The organism is Allocatenococcus thiocycli (assembly GCF_921292965.1).
Taxonomy (GTDB): domain Bacteria; phylum Pseudomonadota; class Gammaproteobacteria; order Enterobacterales; family Vibrionaceae; genus Vibrio; species Vibrio natriegens.
Genome location: NZ_CAKLCK010000015.1, coordinates 1 through 16,697, shown reverse-complemented (window position 1 = coordinate 16,697; position 16,697 = coordinate 1). Strand labels below are relative to the sequence as shown.

Below are 16,697 nucleotides of genomic sequence, written 5' to 3'. Positions count from 1 at the left end.
TATTTTTTAGACATGTGATAAGTGTGTTCAAATGTGTTGATATGTTCATTCATTGAGCAGCAGCTCTGTCTTGCTAGAAGTGCTGCTGTAGTAACCCTAGACTTTGCCTAATACGGAAATGCAAACAATAAAAAAGCCCCTTTCGGGGCTTTTACTTTCTAGAAAACCACACTGTGCCAAAGATTGTCACCGTGGCTGTCATAAGCGAGCTTTATTTGAGCATGTAAGCACGTAATGTTGTAACTTGCGCAGAGCTTGAGTCTGTATCGCTCATTACTACACGTAAGTGAACAAATTCACCTGCTTCCGCGTCATTTGGCACGGTCGCAACCCACTGGCCATCTTCATAAGCCACTTGAGCGTTGACCCAATCTGATTCATTCAGTTTGTCATAAACCGGGCAGTACGAGTAAGCAGAAACATAGCTCACTACACATTCCTGACCATAAGCGTATTGCAGGGTCACTTCTGCGAGAGTCACCTCTTCATTGCTGTCCATTTCACCCGACAGGACAACTTTCGCAGGCTCGCCTGCAGGATGGCTGTTGTGCATATCGACTGGAACATCAATTTTCGGTACCAAAATAGGTTGCGCACCTTGCATGCTTTGGTCAGTCATAAAGGTAAAGATACCCTGATAAAACGAACCTAGCTTGTCGTCAATCGGTGAACGCTCAGCAACACCACGGTTATAGTTACGTAGCTCCAGGCGCACTTCCGCACTTTCTACAGGCATGGTTAAGGTGCCAGTGTCCATGTACGTGCTCTCACCATTTACCCATAAACCATAGGCTGCTCGACCATTGTAACCTGCAATAGCATCGTGACCTGACGCATCCCCAAACTGCGGGAAGTTCCAGCGAATCAAATTGGTATCGCGGTAACCCACAGAATGAGAACTCGTGTTCAAGCTAGCGCCTTTTGGTCCTCTTAGCCAGGTAGTCTCTTCTTTAACGCCAGCTTCCATAATTCGTGGGCCATCAAAATACGCGCCATCCGATTGAATGCGGCTGCCTTGCATTACAATGTTGGTCCAGGTATTTTTGCTGGTTGCGGTGTAATATTCATCACGCACAACCGGTGCCACTAACATTTGTGGACTGCCCGTTGAATAGAACTCACCAGTGCTGTTGGTTTGAGCCATCATGTCGCGGAAAACTGGACGTTCCTCACCTTGAGCATGGTACGCTGCACTAATGTGATACATGTCTTTATCATGCACACGAATTAAGCCACCTTTGTTGTGACCTTCAGTGATGTGATGTAGTTGGTAAGTATAAGGCGTCTTATCAACGGCAGTACCTGACCAACTCACCTTGTTGCGACCACTTTGGATTTCTGCAAACAACATTTCACCTTCTTCAGCACTTAAGCCAACAATCGGCTTAGTCGGGATACCAGTAAAGGCTGTTTTATAACGACCATTAGTGCCTGGACGATAGAAAAGTACACCAATTGCACCTTGTTCCAGCGCACCTTTCACCATGTAAGAAGTGACATTGTAAGGGTTTTGGATCAAAGCAATTTTGCCAGCCAAATCAAATTGGCTCCAATCTGTGCTGTAACCACCTTCACCAACAGGTACTACTTCAGCGCTACCTTCACCATCAAAACCAACCGCAAGACCTTGTGCGACGGCATGTAACTGCTGACCATTTTCCATGCTTAGCACAGTTTCAGGAGCGGTTGCATGAGTAGATAAAAATGCACGGAAACGGCTGTCGTAACCTTGTGACCACAGATACATGTTTTCAACATAATCCGGCATCAAATCAATCGCAGCGAGTTTCGCTACTTTATTGTCATCCAGAGCGTAGGTGAAACCAAACGAGAAGCCCTGTGTATCAATTGGCTTATCCGCTTTAAACTCCACTTTTTCTGCCACACCAGCATCAAAAGTCAGTACCGTATCTGAAGTGACTTTGTGATCAAGGTAGGCCATCTGCGCTGCGGATTCTGGTAGTCCACTAAAATCAGAATCATTGTCGTAAGTTACAATGTGTGAAATAACACTGTAGTTACCTTTAGGCAGGCTAATGCTGGCTTGACCATTGGTAAAGGAAAGTGCATGCCCCCAGTCATCTTCTTCATTAATGATATAGGCTTTAGAGAAACTGTTTGCAGGCTTGCCGCGGTTATCGTACGCGTTTAATGTCAGCTCGACTTCTGGCGGCTGGATCAAAAACGAAACAGGCACAATAATTTGATCATCCGATTGACCAGTACCCTCGCCTTTAATACGTCCAGTTATGGTGCCATAAGCGCCATCGCGCAGCGCCACTTGTGGCTCAATCCAAATTGGCACGTCCACTGAACCATTCGCAGGTACTGTTACTGATTTAACGCCTAAACCCGCCAGAGTCGCAGGCAATTGCGTTATACCGTCTTCACCAATCAGATCCATGCTCAGCTTATAAGTTACATCACTGTTGCTGATATTGGTCAGCGTCACATGCGCATCGACACTGACAGCAGATGATACGTCAACAAAGCGACCTAGTTCTACGTTTGGCGCGGCAATAACTGGTTGAGTAATTGCGCGGTTCACATCCATTGGGCCTGCGCCCTGCTCCAACACATGAGCGTCATTATCAAAGACTGAAGAAGTTAAAACGCGTTTGAGTTGTACTGGAGATAGATCTGGACGAGCCTGTAATACAATCGCCGCACCACCTGCAACATGAGGTGCCGACATTGATGTACCCGACAAAGAGCGGTAAGCGTTGCTACCCACGCCTCCAGATGCAGCAGCCACGACATCAACACCTTGTGAGCCAATATCTGGTTTCGCTGAGTGACCATCTGGTGATGGACCACGCGAAGAGAACACAGCCGTCTGATTTTCTCGATCCAGTGCAGCTACAGTCAAGGCGCTTGGCGCACAGCCCGGGGAACCCACCGTTTCACGGGTAAAGCTGTTACCGGCTGAAATAACAAACAGAGCTTGATCTCTAAAAGCTTCAACCACATCAACCATCGGGCCTTCACAGGCTGTGGCTGAACCACCTAGTGACATATTAACGATGTCTGCGCCATTTTCGACAGCCCAGATCATGCCATTAATAATACCGTAAGTACTGCCACCACCGCTGTTGCTCAGAACTTTACCAACGAGAAGATCAGCACCAGGCGCCATGCCTGCCCAATACCCATTCGATTCTGACCCCGTACCTGCAATAGTTGAAGCCGTGTGAGTGCCGTGACCATTTAAATCATCAACACCGTTTGCTGAATATGAAAAATCTTTTGAGCCAATCACCTGCCCTCTCAAGTCACTATGCTCAACATCGTAGCCAGTATCCAATACCGCTACTGTGACGCCTTCACCATTAAACGTGACGGCTGAAGGGCCCAACGCGCCTGTCAAAGGTACGGTAGGTGTTAACGTGGTGCCAACAGATTGCTTATGACCATGAATCACAGCATCAAGCCAAACTCCTTCAATGCGTCCATCCTGTGTCAGGCTTTCCCATACAGCCTCGGCTTTCTCTTTTTCGATGCCAAATGCGGCACTGTCGATTAATTCGATTTCACCGGTCAGCGAAGTACCTTCGATTACAGTGGGCGTTGCTGCACCTGCAAGTGATCCATCTGCGTATTCAATTATCACCGGAAGATTGTCTGTGCTCGCGTCATCATACTTTGACTGATAGAGCTTATTGATATTAAACAACTCTAAGTCAATGGCGCGTGAATCTACAAAAGGCTGTGCTTTGGCTGGCACCAAGTAGGTGTCGTTACCACGTTTGAAAACAGAAGTAACTATTTCCACACCGTCTTTATTCAGCATGCGAATACCACCAAGTTCACCGGCATTATTCACAACGGCACTGACTTTGTCGCCAGTAATCAACGTGAATTCAAGCCCTTTAGCTCCCCCTTGTACCGCAGCCAATTCCGTTTCAGCTTGCGTACATAGTGACATACTTGCACCTAATAACGCTAAACAATGCACAGCAACCTTGCTGCGCTTAAAGCGACTACTCATATATTCCCTTATATCTAAATTTTTATATTTATGCAGTTTGCTATCGTTTGAATTTACAGACTGCAAACCAAATCTCTTTTATTTCAAACACAGTACACACAGCCCCTGAGTATGAGAAAAAATGACTACCACATTATTTACACCAGATAACCACTATGTGTTTTTTACCGTCAACTTTCGTTTTTATGAGGATAAAATTTATATTTAAACGTACTAGCGTACGGTTTAAAAAATCTTATCACCTCCTTAAAACAGAGAGTAGTTATATTAAATAAACCCTCTAAAACCAATATTAATGGATACAAGAAACACTATACATGCGGATAAGATCACGCCAGATAACGCAATGTGTTTTCATTAAAATTGTCGTTTTGAAAATATAATTGATAATATTTAACTTCAAATGCCATCGAAATATCAATTAAAATCAAAATAAAAACCTAGCAGAACAAAAAATATTTGAATGATTTTAAAATTCATATTTTCATTCATTTACTGCACAAAATGTGATTCTAATTCAAAGGTGTTATTTTAATAATAACCCACTAAATTAGTGACGTAATGAGTTAAATGAATAAAGTCACTAATGGGATACTAATGATTTTCCTACACGTACGTTGCATCATTTTCACAAGAGACTCATTGGCAATCCGTTCATGACAAATGGCTACATAGAACCACAAAATACCTGACTTTCATTCAATAGGTTCATGGTGTGCACGCAAATCGACGTCTGTTAAGCGCTTCTTCCAAGCCTTTGAGCATCATGGGATGCGTCGATGTAAAGACTCAACCAAGTGTTAAGCAATCTGATTGCTTTAGCCGTCAAACAACTTAAACAATTAAATCTATTCGTAGTAAAAACACCATGCATCGAGATTGATTTTTAAACATATTTCAGCAGCTTTTATTAGTAGCGTCACGATTACCATTCTTTACAAATTGAACTAATGCGTATGAGATACCGAGTGCGGGATATTTTATTACCCTAGGCGCTAGTGCAGAGATAATGGTCGGAAGATCGTACACAATTCCCGATATTATTGAAGACAATATTTATACTATTTATCCATAGTAATTATAATGATATAAGAGTTCTTACTTTCTTTATTATTGCAGTACTCACTATTTTATATAAACACTCACTTCCATAAACTGAACGATTTTTAAATAACTTACGTGTTCGTTTTAAACGACGACTACTTATTTTTATGAGTGTTGGGTAAATATTAATCGCTATTGCACAAAATAACGAATGAAGTGAGGCAACATATTGAGGGATATTTTCATGTTACAGGTGAAATGTTCTTCGTGCTAAAGCTTGAGCTTGAAATTGACCGTTGAAGAAAACAGCTGCTTCGGCGTAGCACCTTTATAGTCTCATTGGTCAATACTCATCAACAGACCGTTCATTACTCCGTTGAACGGTCCCATATATTCGGCAGCACTTTGTTTGAATATCCAGAAATAAAACGCTTTACCTCCCCTGTCTGTGAGTCATAGACATGTCGACTCACAGACCCAATATTGGCACCGTAGATGTGGATGCTGATCGACGTACGATCTGAGTGAGCGTTTGATACCTTATGAATGTCTCCGATACGAGGTGATACTAGGTCAATGCCACCACATTGGAGTTGATGTTTCCCATTCGGTTGTAATCGATTAGATTTTGGATCCAGATAAAACTCTTCACAACACTCAGCACCTCGCATTACGCCGACCATACCCCACACGGTGTGATCATGTACTGGCGTCTGCTGACCAGGTCCCCAAACAAAACTCACCACGGAAAAGCGCTCCAATGGGTCGCAATACAATAAATATTGCTGATACGTTTCTGGATTTGGTTGGGCGAACTCATCAGGCAACCAATCATCGCAGCTGACAAGTTCGGAGAGGAGCAGTTTGCCGTCCATCATAATACGCGTTTCATCTTGGCCCGCTTTATCAACCAATTGTGTGAAGGCGTGAATAAAGTCCCTTAACCTGGATATGTTACTCATTGCTGACTTTCCGTCTCGTTAGATAAAACGTTTTAACTATAGCAGGTCGTGCAGTCGGCCTTGGGTTTCAGCTTGCGCTATGCAGAGAACTGAGAGGTAGAAGCCTCTTGATATTTCTTCTTACCAAAAACCAATATGATCAGCAGCAATCTCTTCCTCTAGCTGAACGTATGGCCCACGGACTTCAACTTTGCGCTGTCCTGCCATGAATACATCCCGGCAGGCTAAATCTAACGTTAAGTTTTCAGGGTTGTCGCCGGTTAATTCAGCTAGACGCTTTTCTGTAAGCCCGAACACCACGCTACCAATACCAGCCCAATAAATGGAACCAGCACACATACAACAAGGCTCGACTGATGTCACTAGCGTACACTTCTCTAGAAATTCCGGTTTGTATTGACGAGAAGCAAGGCGAGCGACATTAGACTCAGCATGACCAACTCCCTTATCTTGCTGATAAGTGTTACCAGAACGAATCAGTATTTCTCCGTCTGGACCAATCAACATTGCGCCAAAAGGATGATTCCCACTTTCCACACTCAATTTTGCTAACTCAATGGTGAGTTTCAGATTTTCAATGTCGCGTTTCATCACTAACTCCATATATTGATGTTTTTGAATCCCTTAATGAATCTGAAAACACTATAAGAGAGCGTAACCATTATTTAAAATAGAACGTTTAGAAAGCTGCGTGCTAATATTTAGAACAGTATTTTTATTCTCGAGTATTGGTCATGTCTGCAATAACAAAAGAAGTTCGGTCGTTTGTCGTCATCGCACACGAAAAATCTGTACGTAAAGCCGCAGAAAAGCTACATATTGCCGCGTCAGCGCTGAGCCGTCAGATGAATATTCTTGAAGAAGATTTCGGTACCCAATTACTTGTGAGACTCCCAAAAGGGATTGAGCTAACGGAGCAAGGTCAGGCTCTTTATAAACAAGCGCAACAATGGATTACTGAAGAAAACCGCTTTCGGCGGAGCTTAAAGGAAGAGGCTCAGCAAAACTTAATTCAACTACGTATCGGCGCAGTTGATTGCCTAAGCCACAGTGTTCTGCCTAAACTTTACAATTTGCTTTCCTCTCAACTCGACAATTTGCGTGTTCACTTTACAACCGGAGACACACAAACACTGACAAACTTGCTTTTGGATAATCAATTGGATTTCATTATCGCGTTTAACGTCTCCAGACATGAAAAAATCCAATTTGCAGCGCGGCACAGGACTAAGATTGGGCTGGTCCACCTCCCAAAACTATTCGATGAAAAAACGAAATCCATAGAATTGCACGAGTGCCTCAAATGGCCACTTTGCTTTCCTGACAGAAACTTATCAGTGCATACGCGTCTTTATTCGGAGATCATGAGACAGAACAGTAGTTTTGATATTTCCGCCACAAGCAATTCGTTTAATTTGCTTGCTAGCCTGGTTCGTGAAGGTGCCGGAGTCAGTTTTATGACTTGGTATGACATTGAAAAACAAGTGATGAATGGTGAATTGGCATTTACGCCACTGAAAGACAAACGACTAGAAGAAGAACTCTGCGTGTGCTTGCCGTCTACTGTAAAAATGAACGAACAGACCCAAAGTATAATCAATAGTATTCTTAAAGTAATCCAGTGAACACAAACACCGATTCTGGTTTGAGAGGGCGTTTTATGCGGTTATTTTTTGCACTGACCTTTGATGATGACACAAAGCGCAACTTAATGACGTACCAAAATTTGTTGCGTTCACGTGGTATAAATGGCCGACATACTCGTACAGCGAACCTCCATCTCACGTTAGCTTTTGTCGGTGAAGCGACGCAAGAGCAGAAGCAAAAATTACTCCGTATCTTGCGTCAGTTGAAATCAAAATGTGATGGTCTACAAATCGATCATTTAGGTGCGTTTCACCAAAAACGAAGTCGGTTGGTTTGGATGGGAATAGCGAGCAATCGCGCATTAATGAATTTACAAAGAGAATTAACGACAGCACTGAAAGAACAAGGCTTTGCTACTGAAGCAAAAAAGTATATGCCCCATATTACGCTTTTTCGTCACGATACTGGCGATACACAGCTAAAGTACGTCGATGTTAAACCGCAACACGTTGATGTTTATTCAATTGCGCTAATGGAAAGTCTCTACGTTGACAATAAGCTAGCTTATCGAGTTATCGATGAGGTGTTTCAGAGTCAGGGATAGGCTCCCTGACTCGTAACTGTAACAAACGCGATTAACGCTCTCCCCCCTTCTAAGTAATCTCAACAGGATTGAAAAGGAGGTTTGCTCCATGTTTGCTATTTTTTATTTTTAGGTACCCAAGCCGTGCGGTCAATATCCAAATCAGGGAACTCATCAGGATTGAATTCCGGATGCTCAGCACCGGCAGCAAGTTTCTTCCTGTAATCCTTTAACAAACGCATTGCGGTTGGGAACAGCATAATCAATGCCAGCAAGTTTACGATGGCGAGTATCCCCATCATCGGATCAGAGAAGAAAAACACTGAAGTCGCGCCTGGTGCAACCGCGCCAACAAATACGATAGCTATAACGGCAATACGTAAAATGTGCAGCGACAATTTGCGCTGAGACATAAAGGTTAGTGCGTTTTCACCCAAATAGTAGTTGTAGATAACCGAACTAAACGAGAACAACAAAATAGCACCGGTTAGATAGTACTGAGACCACTGACCGAGGTGAGACACCAAAGACTGTTGGGTAAGGACAACGCCATCAACACCTTCGGCACCCGGTACATAGACATCCCCGAGTAGAATCACGAAAGCGGTACAGCTACATACGACAATCGTATCGATAAATACAGACAGTGACTGAGTAATCCCCTGGCTTATCGGATGAGATACATCTGCCGTTGCCGCGACATTAGGCGCTGAACCCAAACCCGCTTCATTTGAGAACAAGCCTCGTCGTAGACCGTTAGCCAAAGCAGCACCCATACCACCGCCCACGACTTCCTCAATACCGAAAGCATTTTTAACGATAGTCATAATAACGCCTGGGAGCTCCGCAATGTTGATAATGATGACAAGCAGCGCTAAGGCAACATACGCAACCGCCATGATTGGAACGATAACATCGGCCGCTTTCGCAATACGATGGATACCACCATAGATAATGAATCCGACAGCAATAGAAAGAAACACACCAGTGTACAAACGGTCAATACCAAGGCTGTCTGAAGCGGCACCTGCAACGGTATTGCCCTGAAATGCATTAAATCCGATAGCGAAAGAAGCGATCAGACAAACCGCATAAACGTAGGCGAGCCAACGATAGTCCTCACCAAGACCATGAATAATCGTACGCGCAGCACCGCCACGAAAATCATTGCCTTCCTTTCGTTTATAAAGCTGAGCGAGAGAACATTCGACCAAACTGGTCGCCATACCAACCAATGCCACCGCCCACATCCAGAAGACGGCTCCCGGCCCACCAAGCGTGATTGCAACAGCAACACCAGCGATGTTACCGCCACCTACACGTCCACCAATAGAGAGTAAAAGCGCTTCACGACCAGAGATAGCTTTTTCATCTGAAGTCTGGTTTTTCGTCAGCAATACGCGAAACATTCGCTTGAAGAACCGGAATTGAACAAAGTCAGTTACGATCGTAAAGAATAGACCAAAGATCACGAGGAACGGGACAAGAGCCCAACCCCATGTGAGGTCTCCGATAATACCAAAAAAGGATTCAAGTAATTGCATCATTATTCCTCAAATTAATTAAAGGCTTTCTGATTTATTAACTATACATTTGATAAATAAGTATAAATTTTTCAGTCCATGATAATCGGCACATCAGTTTTGTTTTTTCGATAAAACATCATGTAACTATTATGATAGTCAGTGAATTTGGGGATAGGAATAAAGATTGCGTAGCTAAAGATCATCGGGAAGCGATCGCTTTAAATGGCAAGTAGCATTTGTTTTTCTACAGGATGAGAAACAAAAAAATGCCCCTATTCGAGAGTCCGTGAATAGAGGCATTTAAAATTGAATGGCGTTTTGTAATAGCGTGTTATGCAGCTTCGAATGCTAAAGCTTTCTTCTCTACCTGACGGAAAATCAGCGTCAGAATGCCGTTGACCGTTAAGTAGAATGCACCCGCAACACCAAATACGGTAAGCGTATCGTAAGTTTGAGCGTTGATACGCTGCGCGTACCCCATAAGATCAATGATGGTGATGGTGCTCGCGAGAGAAGTCCCCTTGAAGACCAAGATCACTTCATTGGAATATGCCGGAACCGCGCGGCGAATCGCATACGGAAGCAATACTTTTAACGTAGTCGACTTATTCATGCCAAGCGCACGACAAGCTTGCCACTGGCCTGATGGAATTGCGTTGAAAGCACCTTTAAACAACTGAGTACTGTATGACGCGGTATTCAACGCTAAAGCGAACATGGCACAGAACCACGGCTGGCTTAGCCATGACCACAAGAAGCTTTCCCTGATGACATCAAATTGCCCTGGGCCGTAGTAGACCAGAAAAATCTGTACCAACAGTGGTGTTCCCGTAAACAAAGTAATGATGCCTCGACTCAACCAATGCAAGCCTGGCGTACGCAGAATCAACGTTAGTGTCATCAACAAAGCAAGGATACAGCCGACAACCAACGACGCAGCGGTCAGTTGGATGCTGGTGCCGAGACCTTCAAGCAATTGCCAAACGTGTTGTTCGTTCATGCGGTAGCCTCCTGACCCATACTGATTCCTTTAACCGAAAACTTCTTATCGATTAGCTTCACCGCTCGTTGTGTTATCAGAGTAATCACCAAATAAACGGCAGCCGCTGTCGCGTACCAAGTAAACGCCTCATGTGTCGCAGCAGATGTAAGCTGAGCTTGCTTAAGAAGGTCAGTCACACCAATCAGAGAAACCAATGCGGTATCTTTGAGCAACACCAACCATTGGTTAGTGAGGCCTGGTAGCGCGTGTCTTACCGCTTGTGGTAAAACAACGCGTATAAAGGCGTGAACCGGGCCGATCCCCAGCGCGCTTGCTGCTTCTCTCTGTCCTTTCCCGACCGCTTTGAGAGCGCCCCGCAGCGTCTGAGAAGCGTAAGAAGCAAAGATCAATGACAGCGCAATCACACCAGACAAAAACGGGCTAACTTCAATAAAGTCACCGGTGATCAAAAACAGAACCTGTGTTGAGCCAAAATAGATGAACAACACAACAAGAAGCTCTGGCAATCCGCGAATCACCGTGACAAAGGCTGTTGTTGGCCATTTCACGAATATACGACGAGACATTTCACCGCTGGCGAATAACACTGCCAGAATCAAACCGACTAACAGACTTGTAAAAGCTAACTGGACTGTCATCCAACTAGCTTGCACAAGCGATAAAGAGTAACCCGTTAACGCCATATTAGTTACCGAAGTACTTGTTGAAGATCACGTCATATTGACCGTTTGCTTTTACGGTTTTAAGCGCAGTATTCAGTTTGTTTACAAGTTCTTCATTGTCTTTGTTTACCGCGATACCAAAACCGTTACCGAAGTACTTCGCATTCGTTACACGTTCGCCAACGTAAGTTAGGTTATCTTGTTTCTTGAACCATTCAGCGACAACGGCTGTATCACCGAAAACAGAATCAATACGGCCGTTTTTCATATCGATGAATGCGTCTTGGTAGCTTGCATAAGGAACAGCAGTCACACCAGGAAGCTGCTCAAGCAGGTATGTTTGGTGAGTTGTACCATTTTGTACACCGACACGCTTGCCTTCTAACTGAGTTTTATCCGCGACTTTGCCTTCAACAGAAACGAACGCAGCAGAGTTGTCGTAGTACGAATCAGAAAAGTTTACTTGCTCTAAACGCGCATCAGTGATGTCCATCGCTGAGATAGCCGCATCGTAACGTTTGAATTTTAATGCAGGAATCAAGCTGTCAAAAGCTTGGTTGTAGAAGCTACATTTTGTTTCCATTTCTTTACAAAGTGCATTCGCAAGATCCACATCGAAGCCTTGGATTTGGTTATTTTCATCCATGTATTCGAATGGTGCGTACGTCGCTTCCATCGCGAATTTGATTTCTTCTTGAGCTGCTGCATTTGCAGAAATAAGGCCGATTAGTGAAGCTAGTAAAATCTTTTTCATTGCAATACTCCGTGTGTACGTCTTGGGCTGACACTCGCAATGACAGCCGGTCATCTGTGATGGTTGTTTATAGCTACACCCTTTTATGGGTATACATTTTTAGTGTTTTAAGTAATCAGCAAACTGAGTCGTCTGCGGATTGGTAAAGGCATCGTTTGTGCCATGCTCAACAATATGCCCTTTCTCAAGGTACAAAACATGGCTGGCAATCTTTTTGGCAAAATCCACTTCGTGTGTCACCACAACCTGAGTAATGCCCGTGCCACTTAAATCTTTAATGATCTTAACCACTTGGTTAGTAATCTCAGGATCAAGCGCAGCCGTTGGCTCATCAAACAAAAGAACTTCTGGTTTCATCATCAAAGCACGTGCTATCGCAACTCGCTGCTGTTGACCACCGGATAACTGCATTGGCCAAGCATCCGCTTTATCGGCCAAATGTAAGGTCGCTAAAATCTGCATCGCCTGTTGTTTGGCTTCATCTTTTGCCATGCCAGAGACCTTGACTGGTGCTTCAATCAAGTTCTCCATCACCGTCATATGAGGCCAAAGGTTGTATTGCTGGAACACCATACCGACTTTACGGCGAAGCGCTAAACCATGCTTTTCTTTAATTTCAGTTGAAAAGTCGAAAGCGTCATTCGCGATGTTTAACTGGCCATTATCTGCACCTTCTAAAAGGTTGAGAACGCGCAACAGAGAGCTTTTCCCTGCGCCGCTTGGGCCTAATAACACCAATGTTTCACCGCTTTCACAATTAAAACTGACATCGTGAAGAACTTGTGTATCACCGTAGGATTTGTTGATCCCGCAAACCTGAATACTCATGCTGTCATACCGCATTAATTGTCATCGGGTGTTAATATTACCAATAAGTGTGTTTTATGCAATATATATGTATAAAAATATATTTTGTTAAATTATTGTATGTGTAAATTACAGCACCACAGAGCATATGACTGGTTTGATGAGTAAACAAATTACAGAGCCGAGTAAATAAGAAAGTGCATCAAAAACGATGAGTTGAGACGTGATTAAGTGCAGGAGTTAACCTGTGGATTGGATTGCGATTTACTCGCCGTGGTGTCCCCCACCACTTGGATAAATTCATAAACAGTAATGGGGGAACCTTTAGTAATGCGACGTGCCGCTGTAATCAGCCAACGTTCTAATAGCGCAACTCCCTGAGCTATCAGGGCATTGAATCAGAACGAGTTAAGACAAATCCGAAACCAAATATTATTGCGGAGGAATATTCTGATTCATTCTGAATAAGTTATTCGGATCATACTTTTTCTTTATTTCCTGAAGACGTGCGTACGTTGGGCCATAAGCGGACTCGGTGCGTTCCGACTCGTCCTGAGTCAGGAAGTTGATGTAAGCACCGCCACTGGCAAAAGGTCTGGTTTTCGCGAAGAAATCACGCGCCCAAGTAATGCATTTTTCATCATCCTCTGCGGCATCCCAACGCCCGTGGACATTAAGAACGTACTCAGCATCACGACAAGAATACGCCATCGATTCAGGCGCAGGGCGGGAAGCGGCACAGCCTAAAGAGGCGATAAAAATTTCACATTGAGGTGACGGTAATTTCCCTGCGTATTCGATAGCTGCGTCTATCACCCCTTCGCTGAGCTCGGTAAAGTTATGTGATTTCCAATAATTACGTGCACCCGGCGTTAAAAGTGGATCAAAGGCTTGCTGCCATGCGGCAAAAGGTTGTACACCAATGTGCTCACCATGAGCATCACCAAATGACCGAAGCGGTTCGATCAGCTTTTCACCCTCGGAAGGATCTCCCGCATAACAAATAGCAAGAACGACAACCTCTTTACCATGAACCTCTTCCGGCAAAAAAGGTAACGGTGGCGCTTTGCGGCTAACCATCCAAACACTGAGTTCTTCTGGAGCGGTTTTCGTGAATTGGGCAAACTGAGTAATGACGGACTTGGCTTGACTAAATGGGAATACGATCAGGCCGCTAAGTACATCAGGACCAACAGGGTGAAGCTGGAACTCAAACTGAGTAACGATGCCAAAGTTACCACCGCCCCCCCGAAGTGCCCAGAATAAGTCTTGATTTTCTGTCTCACTAGCAAGCAACTGACGCCCATCTGCTGTCACCACGTTCGCAGATACCAAGCTATCAATCGTCATACCATATTTACGACTTAGCCAGCCAAAACCGCCACCTAGCGTTAAACCAGCAATACCCGTCGTAGAATTAATACCTACAGGAGTGGCTAGACCATAATTTTGTGTCTTAGCATCGATGTCACCAAGGGTACAACCGGGTCCAACAATTGCCTTTTGTGCCGACGGGTAGACCTGAACCTCGTTAAGAAGAGTTAAGTCTATCATCAACCCATCATCACACACGGCATTACCAGCAATGTTGTGCCCTCCTCCTCGAACAGAGACGAGCAAGTTGTTTTCTCTAGCGAAATTCACTGACAACACAACATCTTCCGCCGATTTACAGCGAGCGATCATACCGGGCTTGCGGTCTATCATGCCGTTCCAAATTTTACGAACCTCATCATAAGACGCATCATCAGGTAAAATAGCCTCACCACCGAAATGTTTTATAAAGTCTTCGACCTTAGCGCTTTCGATACTTTTCATACAAGTTGCCTCATACGTTTTGTACGAGCACTTGCGAGTATTGAATAAGACACCCAAGCTCCTCATACTTAAACGTTTATTTAGAGTAGCTATTATCCAGTTACAATAATCTGCTTCTTAAACCTCAATGTATTGCTAAAAAGTAGATCGTCCATTTTCTAAAGTAGGCAAGTTAAGGAAAACAGTATTTTCGAGTTTAATCAGGTCACTGTAATTTGGTTTAATCGTCTAATTTACTTGTCTACCTTGGAACCCGAGCTCCAACAATAGATTCGGGGTGATACAGTTTTTAAAACGCTTAAAGTGTATGAGCAATTCATTGAGATAGTTATGAAAAAGCGTCTCATTACTGATATTTAAATCAATAAAATGAAAATATATCGCTTATACAATCACTTAACTAAAATAAATCACTAACTAATTATTAAGATTGGTATCAGTTTTATTGCTTATCCAATTCCAAAAAAAGAGCCAGAAACGCTTTCAAGATTGGTGAGAACCCTCCCATAAATAAAATTAAACGGATGACATCGAGGCGTTCATATTACGATTTAATTGCTTAGCCATAAGACATTCATAGATTTTATATTATCCAAACGGAGGATTAAATCGCATATAAATTAGAACAATAAACCTAATTTATATTAAGAAAATAATGATTGGATTTTAGTTCGCAGTATTAACCCGATGTTTTAAGCATCCAATACTTGGATTAGATAGGATATCAAGCATGAAACTTAAACCACTTTCTTTAAAGTTAGCCACCAGCACCCTTTTGCTTTCAGTCCCTGGCGTTTCTTATGCCTTTGACTGCCCGGAGAATTTTCCTATATGCGCACCCGCAACGGTTATAGAAGCGGCAGTGCCAAGATTGTTGTCAACGGTATCTCCCGGTGATGCTCCACTAATATTAAGAACGACCACACTAATAACTGCAGCTTGGTTTGACGCTATTGCACCTTATAGTGATACCGCGATTGGTGTACATTCCGACTTAGGTCGACTTAACGCAGGAGACAGTGATTCAGCAAGAAACATCGCAATCATGTACGCCAGCCATAAAGTGCTCAATAGCTTAATGCCACAATTTGCTTCGGACTGGGATGCCATGCTGCTCACTGTGGGGCTCGACCCAGATGACAATACACTTGATGCGAACACGGCGATAGGCGTGGGTAACCTTGCAGGTAACGCCGTTGTGGCAGTTCGTGTCGATGATGGCATGAACCAGTTAGGAACCGACTGTAACCAATATTATCCAAAGCCGTACGCTGATTGCACAGGCTATCGACCAGTTAACACCGCAGAAAAATTAACCGACCCTAGACGTTGGCAGCCGGATACACTCACATCTGGTAGCGGCATCTTTTTCTCCCAACAATTTGTCACCCCTCAATTAGGCAGCACCCAACCTTTTAGTTACGACAAACCAACTATAACTGTGCCTAAACCAACAAGATCTTATGCCATAAATCCAAGTGGCAAAGCATTTCCGGACTATATCGAGCAAGCCAATGAAGTATTAGAAGCACAAGCAGACTTAACTGATGAACAAAAGTTATTTTCGGAGTTTTATGACAATAAAATCATTAGCTTGGGTTATTCAACGCTAGCCGCGACATTCTATCACCACCTATCACTAGAACAATTTGTTCAGCTTGATTACCTGGTGAACGTCGCAGCCTTCGATGCAGGGATAACAGTTTGGGACAATAAGCGTAAATACGACGCCGTCAGGCCATTTTCAGCGATTGGCTATCTGTATAAGAACGACAACCTTACCGCTTGGGGTGGCCCTGGAATGGGTACAGTAAGCGATCTTAAAGGCAGTGAATGGCGACCATATTTACAATCCGCAAATCACCCAGAATACCCTTCAGCCAGTGCCAGTTTTTGCCGCGCTCATGCCACTTCGACCAAGCGCTACTTACAAGAAGAGTTAGGCCTTCCTTACGAAGCTGCT

The 16,697-nt window shown here is 43.8% G+C and carries 12 protein-coding genes; 3 read left to right on the top strand and 9 right to left on the bottom strand.

Annotated features, from left to right (window positions below):
- Positions 1–211 precede the first annotated feature (211 nt).
- The 3 genes from L9Q40_RS06010 to L9Q40_RS06000 all read right to left on the bottom strand — a co-directional run bounded on the left by L9Q40_RS06010 (position 212) and on the right by L9Q40_RS06000 (position 6,585).
- Positions 212–3,988, bottom strand: coding sequence for a S8 family serine peptidase (locus tag L9Q40_RS06010; protein ID WP_498792661.1), 3,777 nt, complete (start codon positions 3,986–3,988; stop codon positions 212–214).
- Positions 3,989–5,400: 1,412 nt separating this feature from the next.
- Complete coding sequence (locus tag L9Q40_RS06005) at positions 5,401–5,994, bottom strand: cysteine dioxygenase family protein (protein WP_498792659.1); 594 nt, start codon at positions 5,992–5,994, stop codon at positions 5,401–5,403.
- A 120-nt stretch (positions 5,995–6,114) separates the two neighbouring features.
- A complete protein-coding gene (locus L9Q40_RS06000; RefSeq protein WP_498792657.1) occupies positions 6,115–6,585 on the bottom strand; it encodes a nucleoside deaminase in 471 nt (156 codons plus the stop codon).
- Between the two features lie 143 nt (positions 6,586–6,728).
- On the opposite strand from L9Q40_RS06000, the gene L9Q40_RS05995 reads away from it, so the two are divergent.
- Positions 6,729–7,619 (top strand): LysR family transcriptional regulator, encoded by an 891-nt coding sequence (locus tag L9Q40_RS05995; protein WP_498792655.1) that lies wholly within the window; start codon positions 6,729–6,731, stop codon positions 7,617–7,619.
- A 35-nt stretch (positions 7,620–7,654) separates the two neighbouring features.
- A complete protein-coding gene (gene thpR / locus L9Q40_RS05990) occupies positions 7,655–8,185 on the top strand; it encodes an RNA 2',3'-cyclic phosphodiesterase (protein ID WP_498792653.1) in 531 nt (176 codons plus the stop codon).
- A gap of 95 nt (positions 8,186–8,280) precedes the next feature.
- Here thpR and L9Q40_RS05985 read toward each other — a convergent pair whose 3' ends face one another.
- The 6 genes from L9Q40_RS05985 to L9Q40_RS05960 form a co-directional block, all read right to left on the bottom strand.
- Positions 8,281–9,711 (bottom strand): alanine/glycine:cation symporter family protein, encoded by a 1,431-nt coding sequence (locus tag L9Q40_RS05985; RefSeq protein WP_231113068.1) that lies wholly within the window; start codon positions 9,709–9,711, stop codon positions 8,281–8,283.
- Between the two features lie 310 nt (positions 9,712–10,021).
- A complete protein-coding gene (artM, locus tag L9Q40_RS05980) occupies positions 10,022–10,690 on the bottom strand; it encodes an arginine ABC transporter permease ArtM (protein ID WP_498792651.1) in 669 nt (222 codons plus the stop codon).
- A complete protein-coding gene (artQ, locus tag L9Q40_RS05975; RefSeq protein WP_498792649.1) occupies positions 10,687–11,376 on the bottom strand; it encodes an arginine ABC transporter permease ArtQ in 690 nt (229 codons plus the stop codon). Before artQ ends, artM begins: the two co-directional genes overlap by 4 nt.
- Before the next feature lies 1 nt (position 11,377).
- Positions 11,378–12,109, bottom strand: a complete 732-nt coding sequence (locus L9Q40_RS05970) for a lysine/arginine/ornithine ABC transporter substrate-binding protein (protein WP_498792647.1) — start codon at positions 12,107–12,109, stop codon at positions 11,378–11,380.
- A 99-nt stretch (positions 12,110–12,208) separates the two neighbouring features.
- The gene (gene artP, locus L9Q40_RS05965) at positions 12,209–12,937 is read right to left on the bottom strand and encodes an arginine ABC transporter ATP-binding protein ArtP (protein ID WP_014234361.1); all 729 of its coding nucleotides are present in this window, start codon (positions 12,935–12,937) and stop codon (positions 12,209–12,211) included.
- Positions 12,938–13,348: 411 nt separating this feature from the next.
- On the bottom strand, positions 13,349–14,734 hold the full coding sequence (locus L9Q40_RS05960; RefSeq protein WP_498792645.1) for an FAD-binding oxidoreductase: 1,386 nt from the start codon (positions 14,732–14,734) through the stop codon (positions 13,349–13,351).
- Between the two features lie 730 nt (positions 14,735–15,464).
- Here L9Q40_RS05960 and L9Q40_RS05955 point away from each other — a divergent pair.
- A partial coding sequence (locus L9Q40_RS05955; RefSeq protein WP_498792643.1) for a DUF6851 domain-containing protein occupies positions 15,465–16,697 on the top strand: 1,233 nt, incomplete at its 3' end.

What these genes read in the sequence shown, in the direction of transcription:
- L9Q40_RS06010 (WP_498792661.1), bottom strand. Translation starts at nt 3,988, where the DNA reads ATGAGTAGTCGCTTTAAGCGCAGCAAGGTTGCTGTGCATTGTTTAGCG.
- L9Q40_RS05985 (WP_231113068.1), bottom strand. Translation starts at nt 9,711, where the DNA reads ATGATGCAATTACTTGAATCCTTTTTTGGTATTATCGGAGACCTCACA.
- L9Q40_RS06000 (WP_498792657.1), bottom strand. Translation starts at nt 6,585, where the DNA reads ATGAAACGCGACATTGAAAATCTGAAACTCACCATTGAGTTAGCAAAA.
- L9Q40_RS05995 (WP_498792655.1), top strand. Translation starts at nt 6,729, where the DNA reads ATGTCTGCAATAACAAAAGAAGTTCGGTCGTTTGTCGTCATCGCACAC.
- artQ (WP_498792649.1), bottom strand. Translation starts at nt 11,376, where the DNA reads ATGGCGTTAACGGGTTACTCTTTATCGCTTGTGCAAGCTAGTTGGATG.
- L9Q40_RS05960 (WP_498792645.1), bottom strand. Translation starts at nt 14,734, where the DNA reads ATGAAAAGTATCGAAAGCGCTAAGGTCGAAGACTTTATAAAACATTTC.
- artP (WP_014234361.1), bottom strand. Translation starts at nt 12,937, where the DNA reads ATGAGTATTCAGGTTTGCGGGATCAACAAATCCTACGGTGATACACAA.
- thpR (WP_498792653.1), top strand. Translation starts at nt 7,655, where the DNA reads ATGCGGTTATTTTTTGCACTGACCTTTGATGATGACACAAAGCGCAAC.
- L9Q40_RS05970 (WP_498792647.1), bottom strand. Translation starts at nt 12,109, where the DNA reads ATGAAAAAGATTTTACTAGCTTCACTAATCGGCCTTATTTCTGCAAAT.
- artM (WP_498792651.1), bottom strand. Translation starts at nt 10,690, where the DNA reads ATGAACGAACAACACGTTTGGCAATTGCTTGAAGGTCTCGGCACCAGC.
- L9Q40_RS06005 (WP_498792659.1), bottom strand. Translation starts at nt 5,994, where the DNA reads ATGAGTAACATATCCAGGTTAAGGGACTTTATTCACGCCTTCACACAA.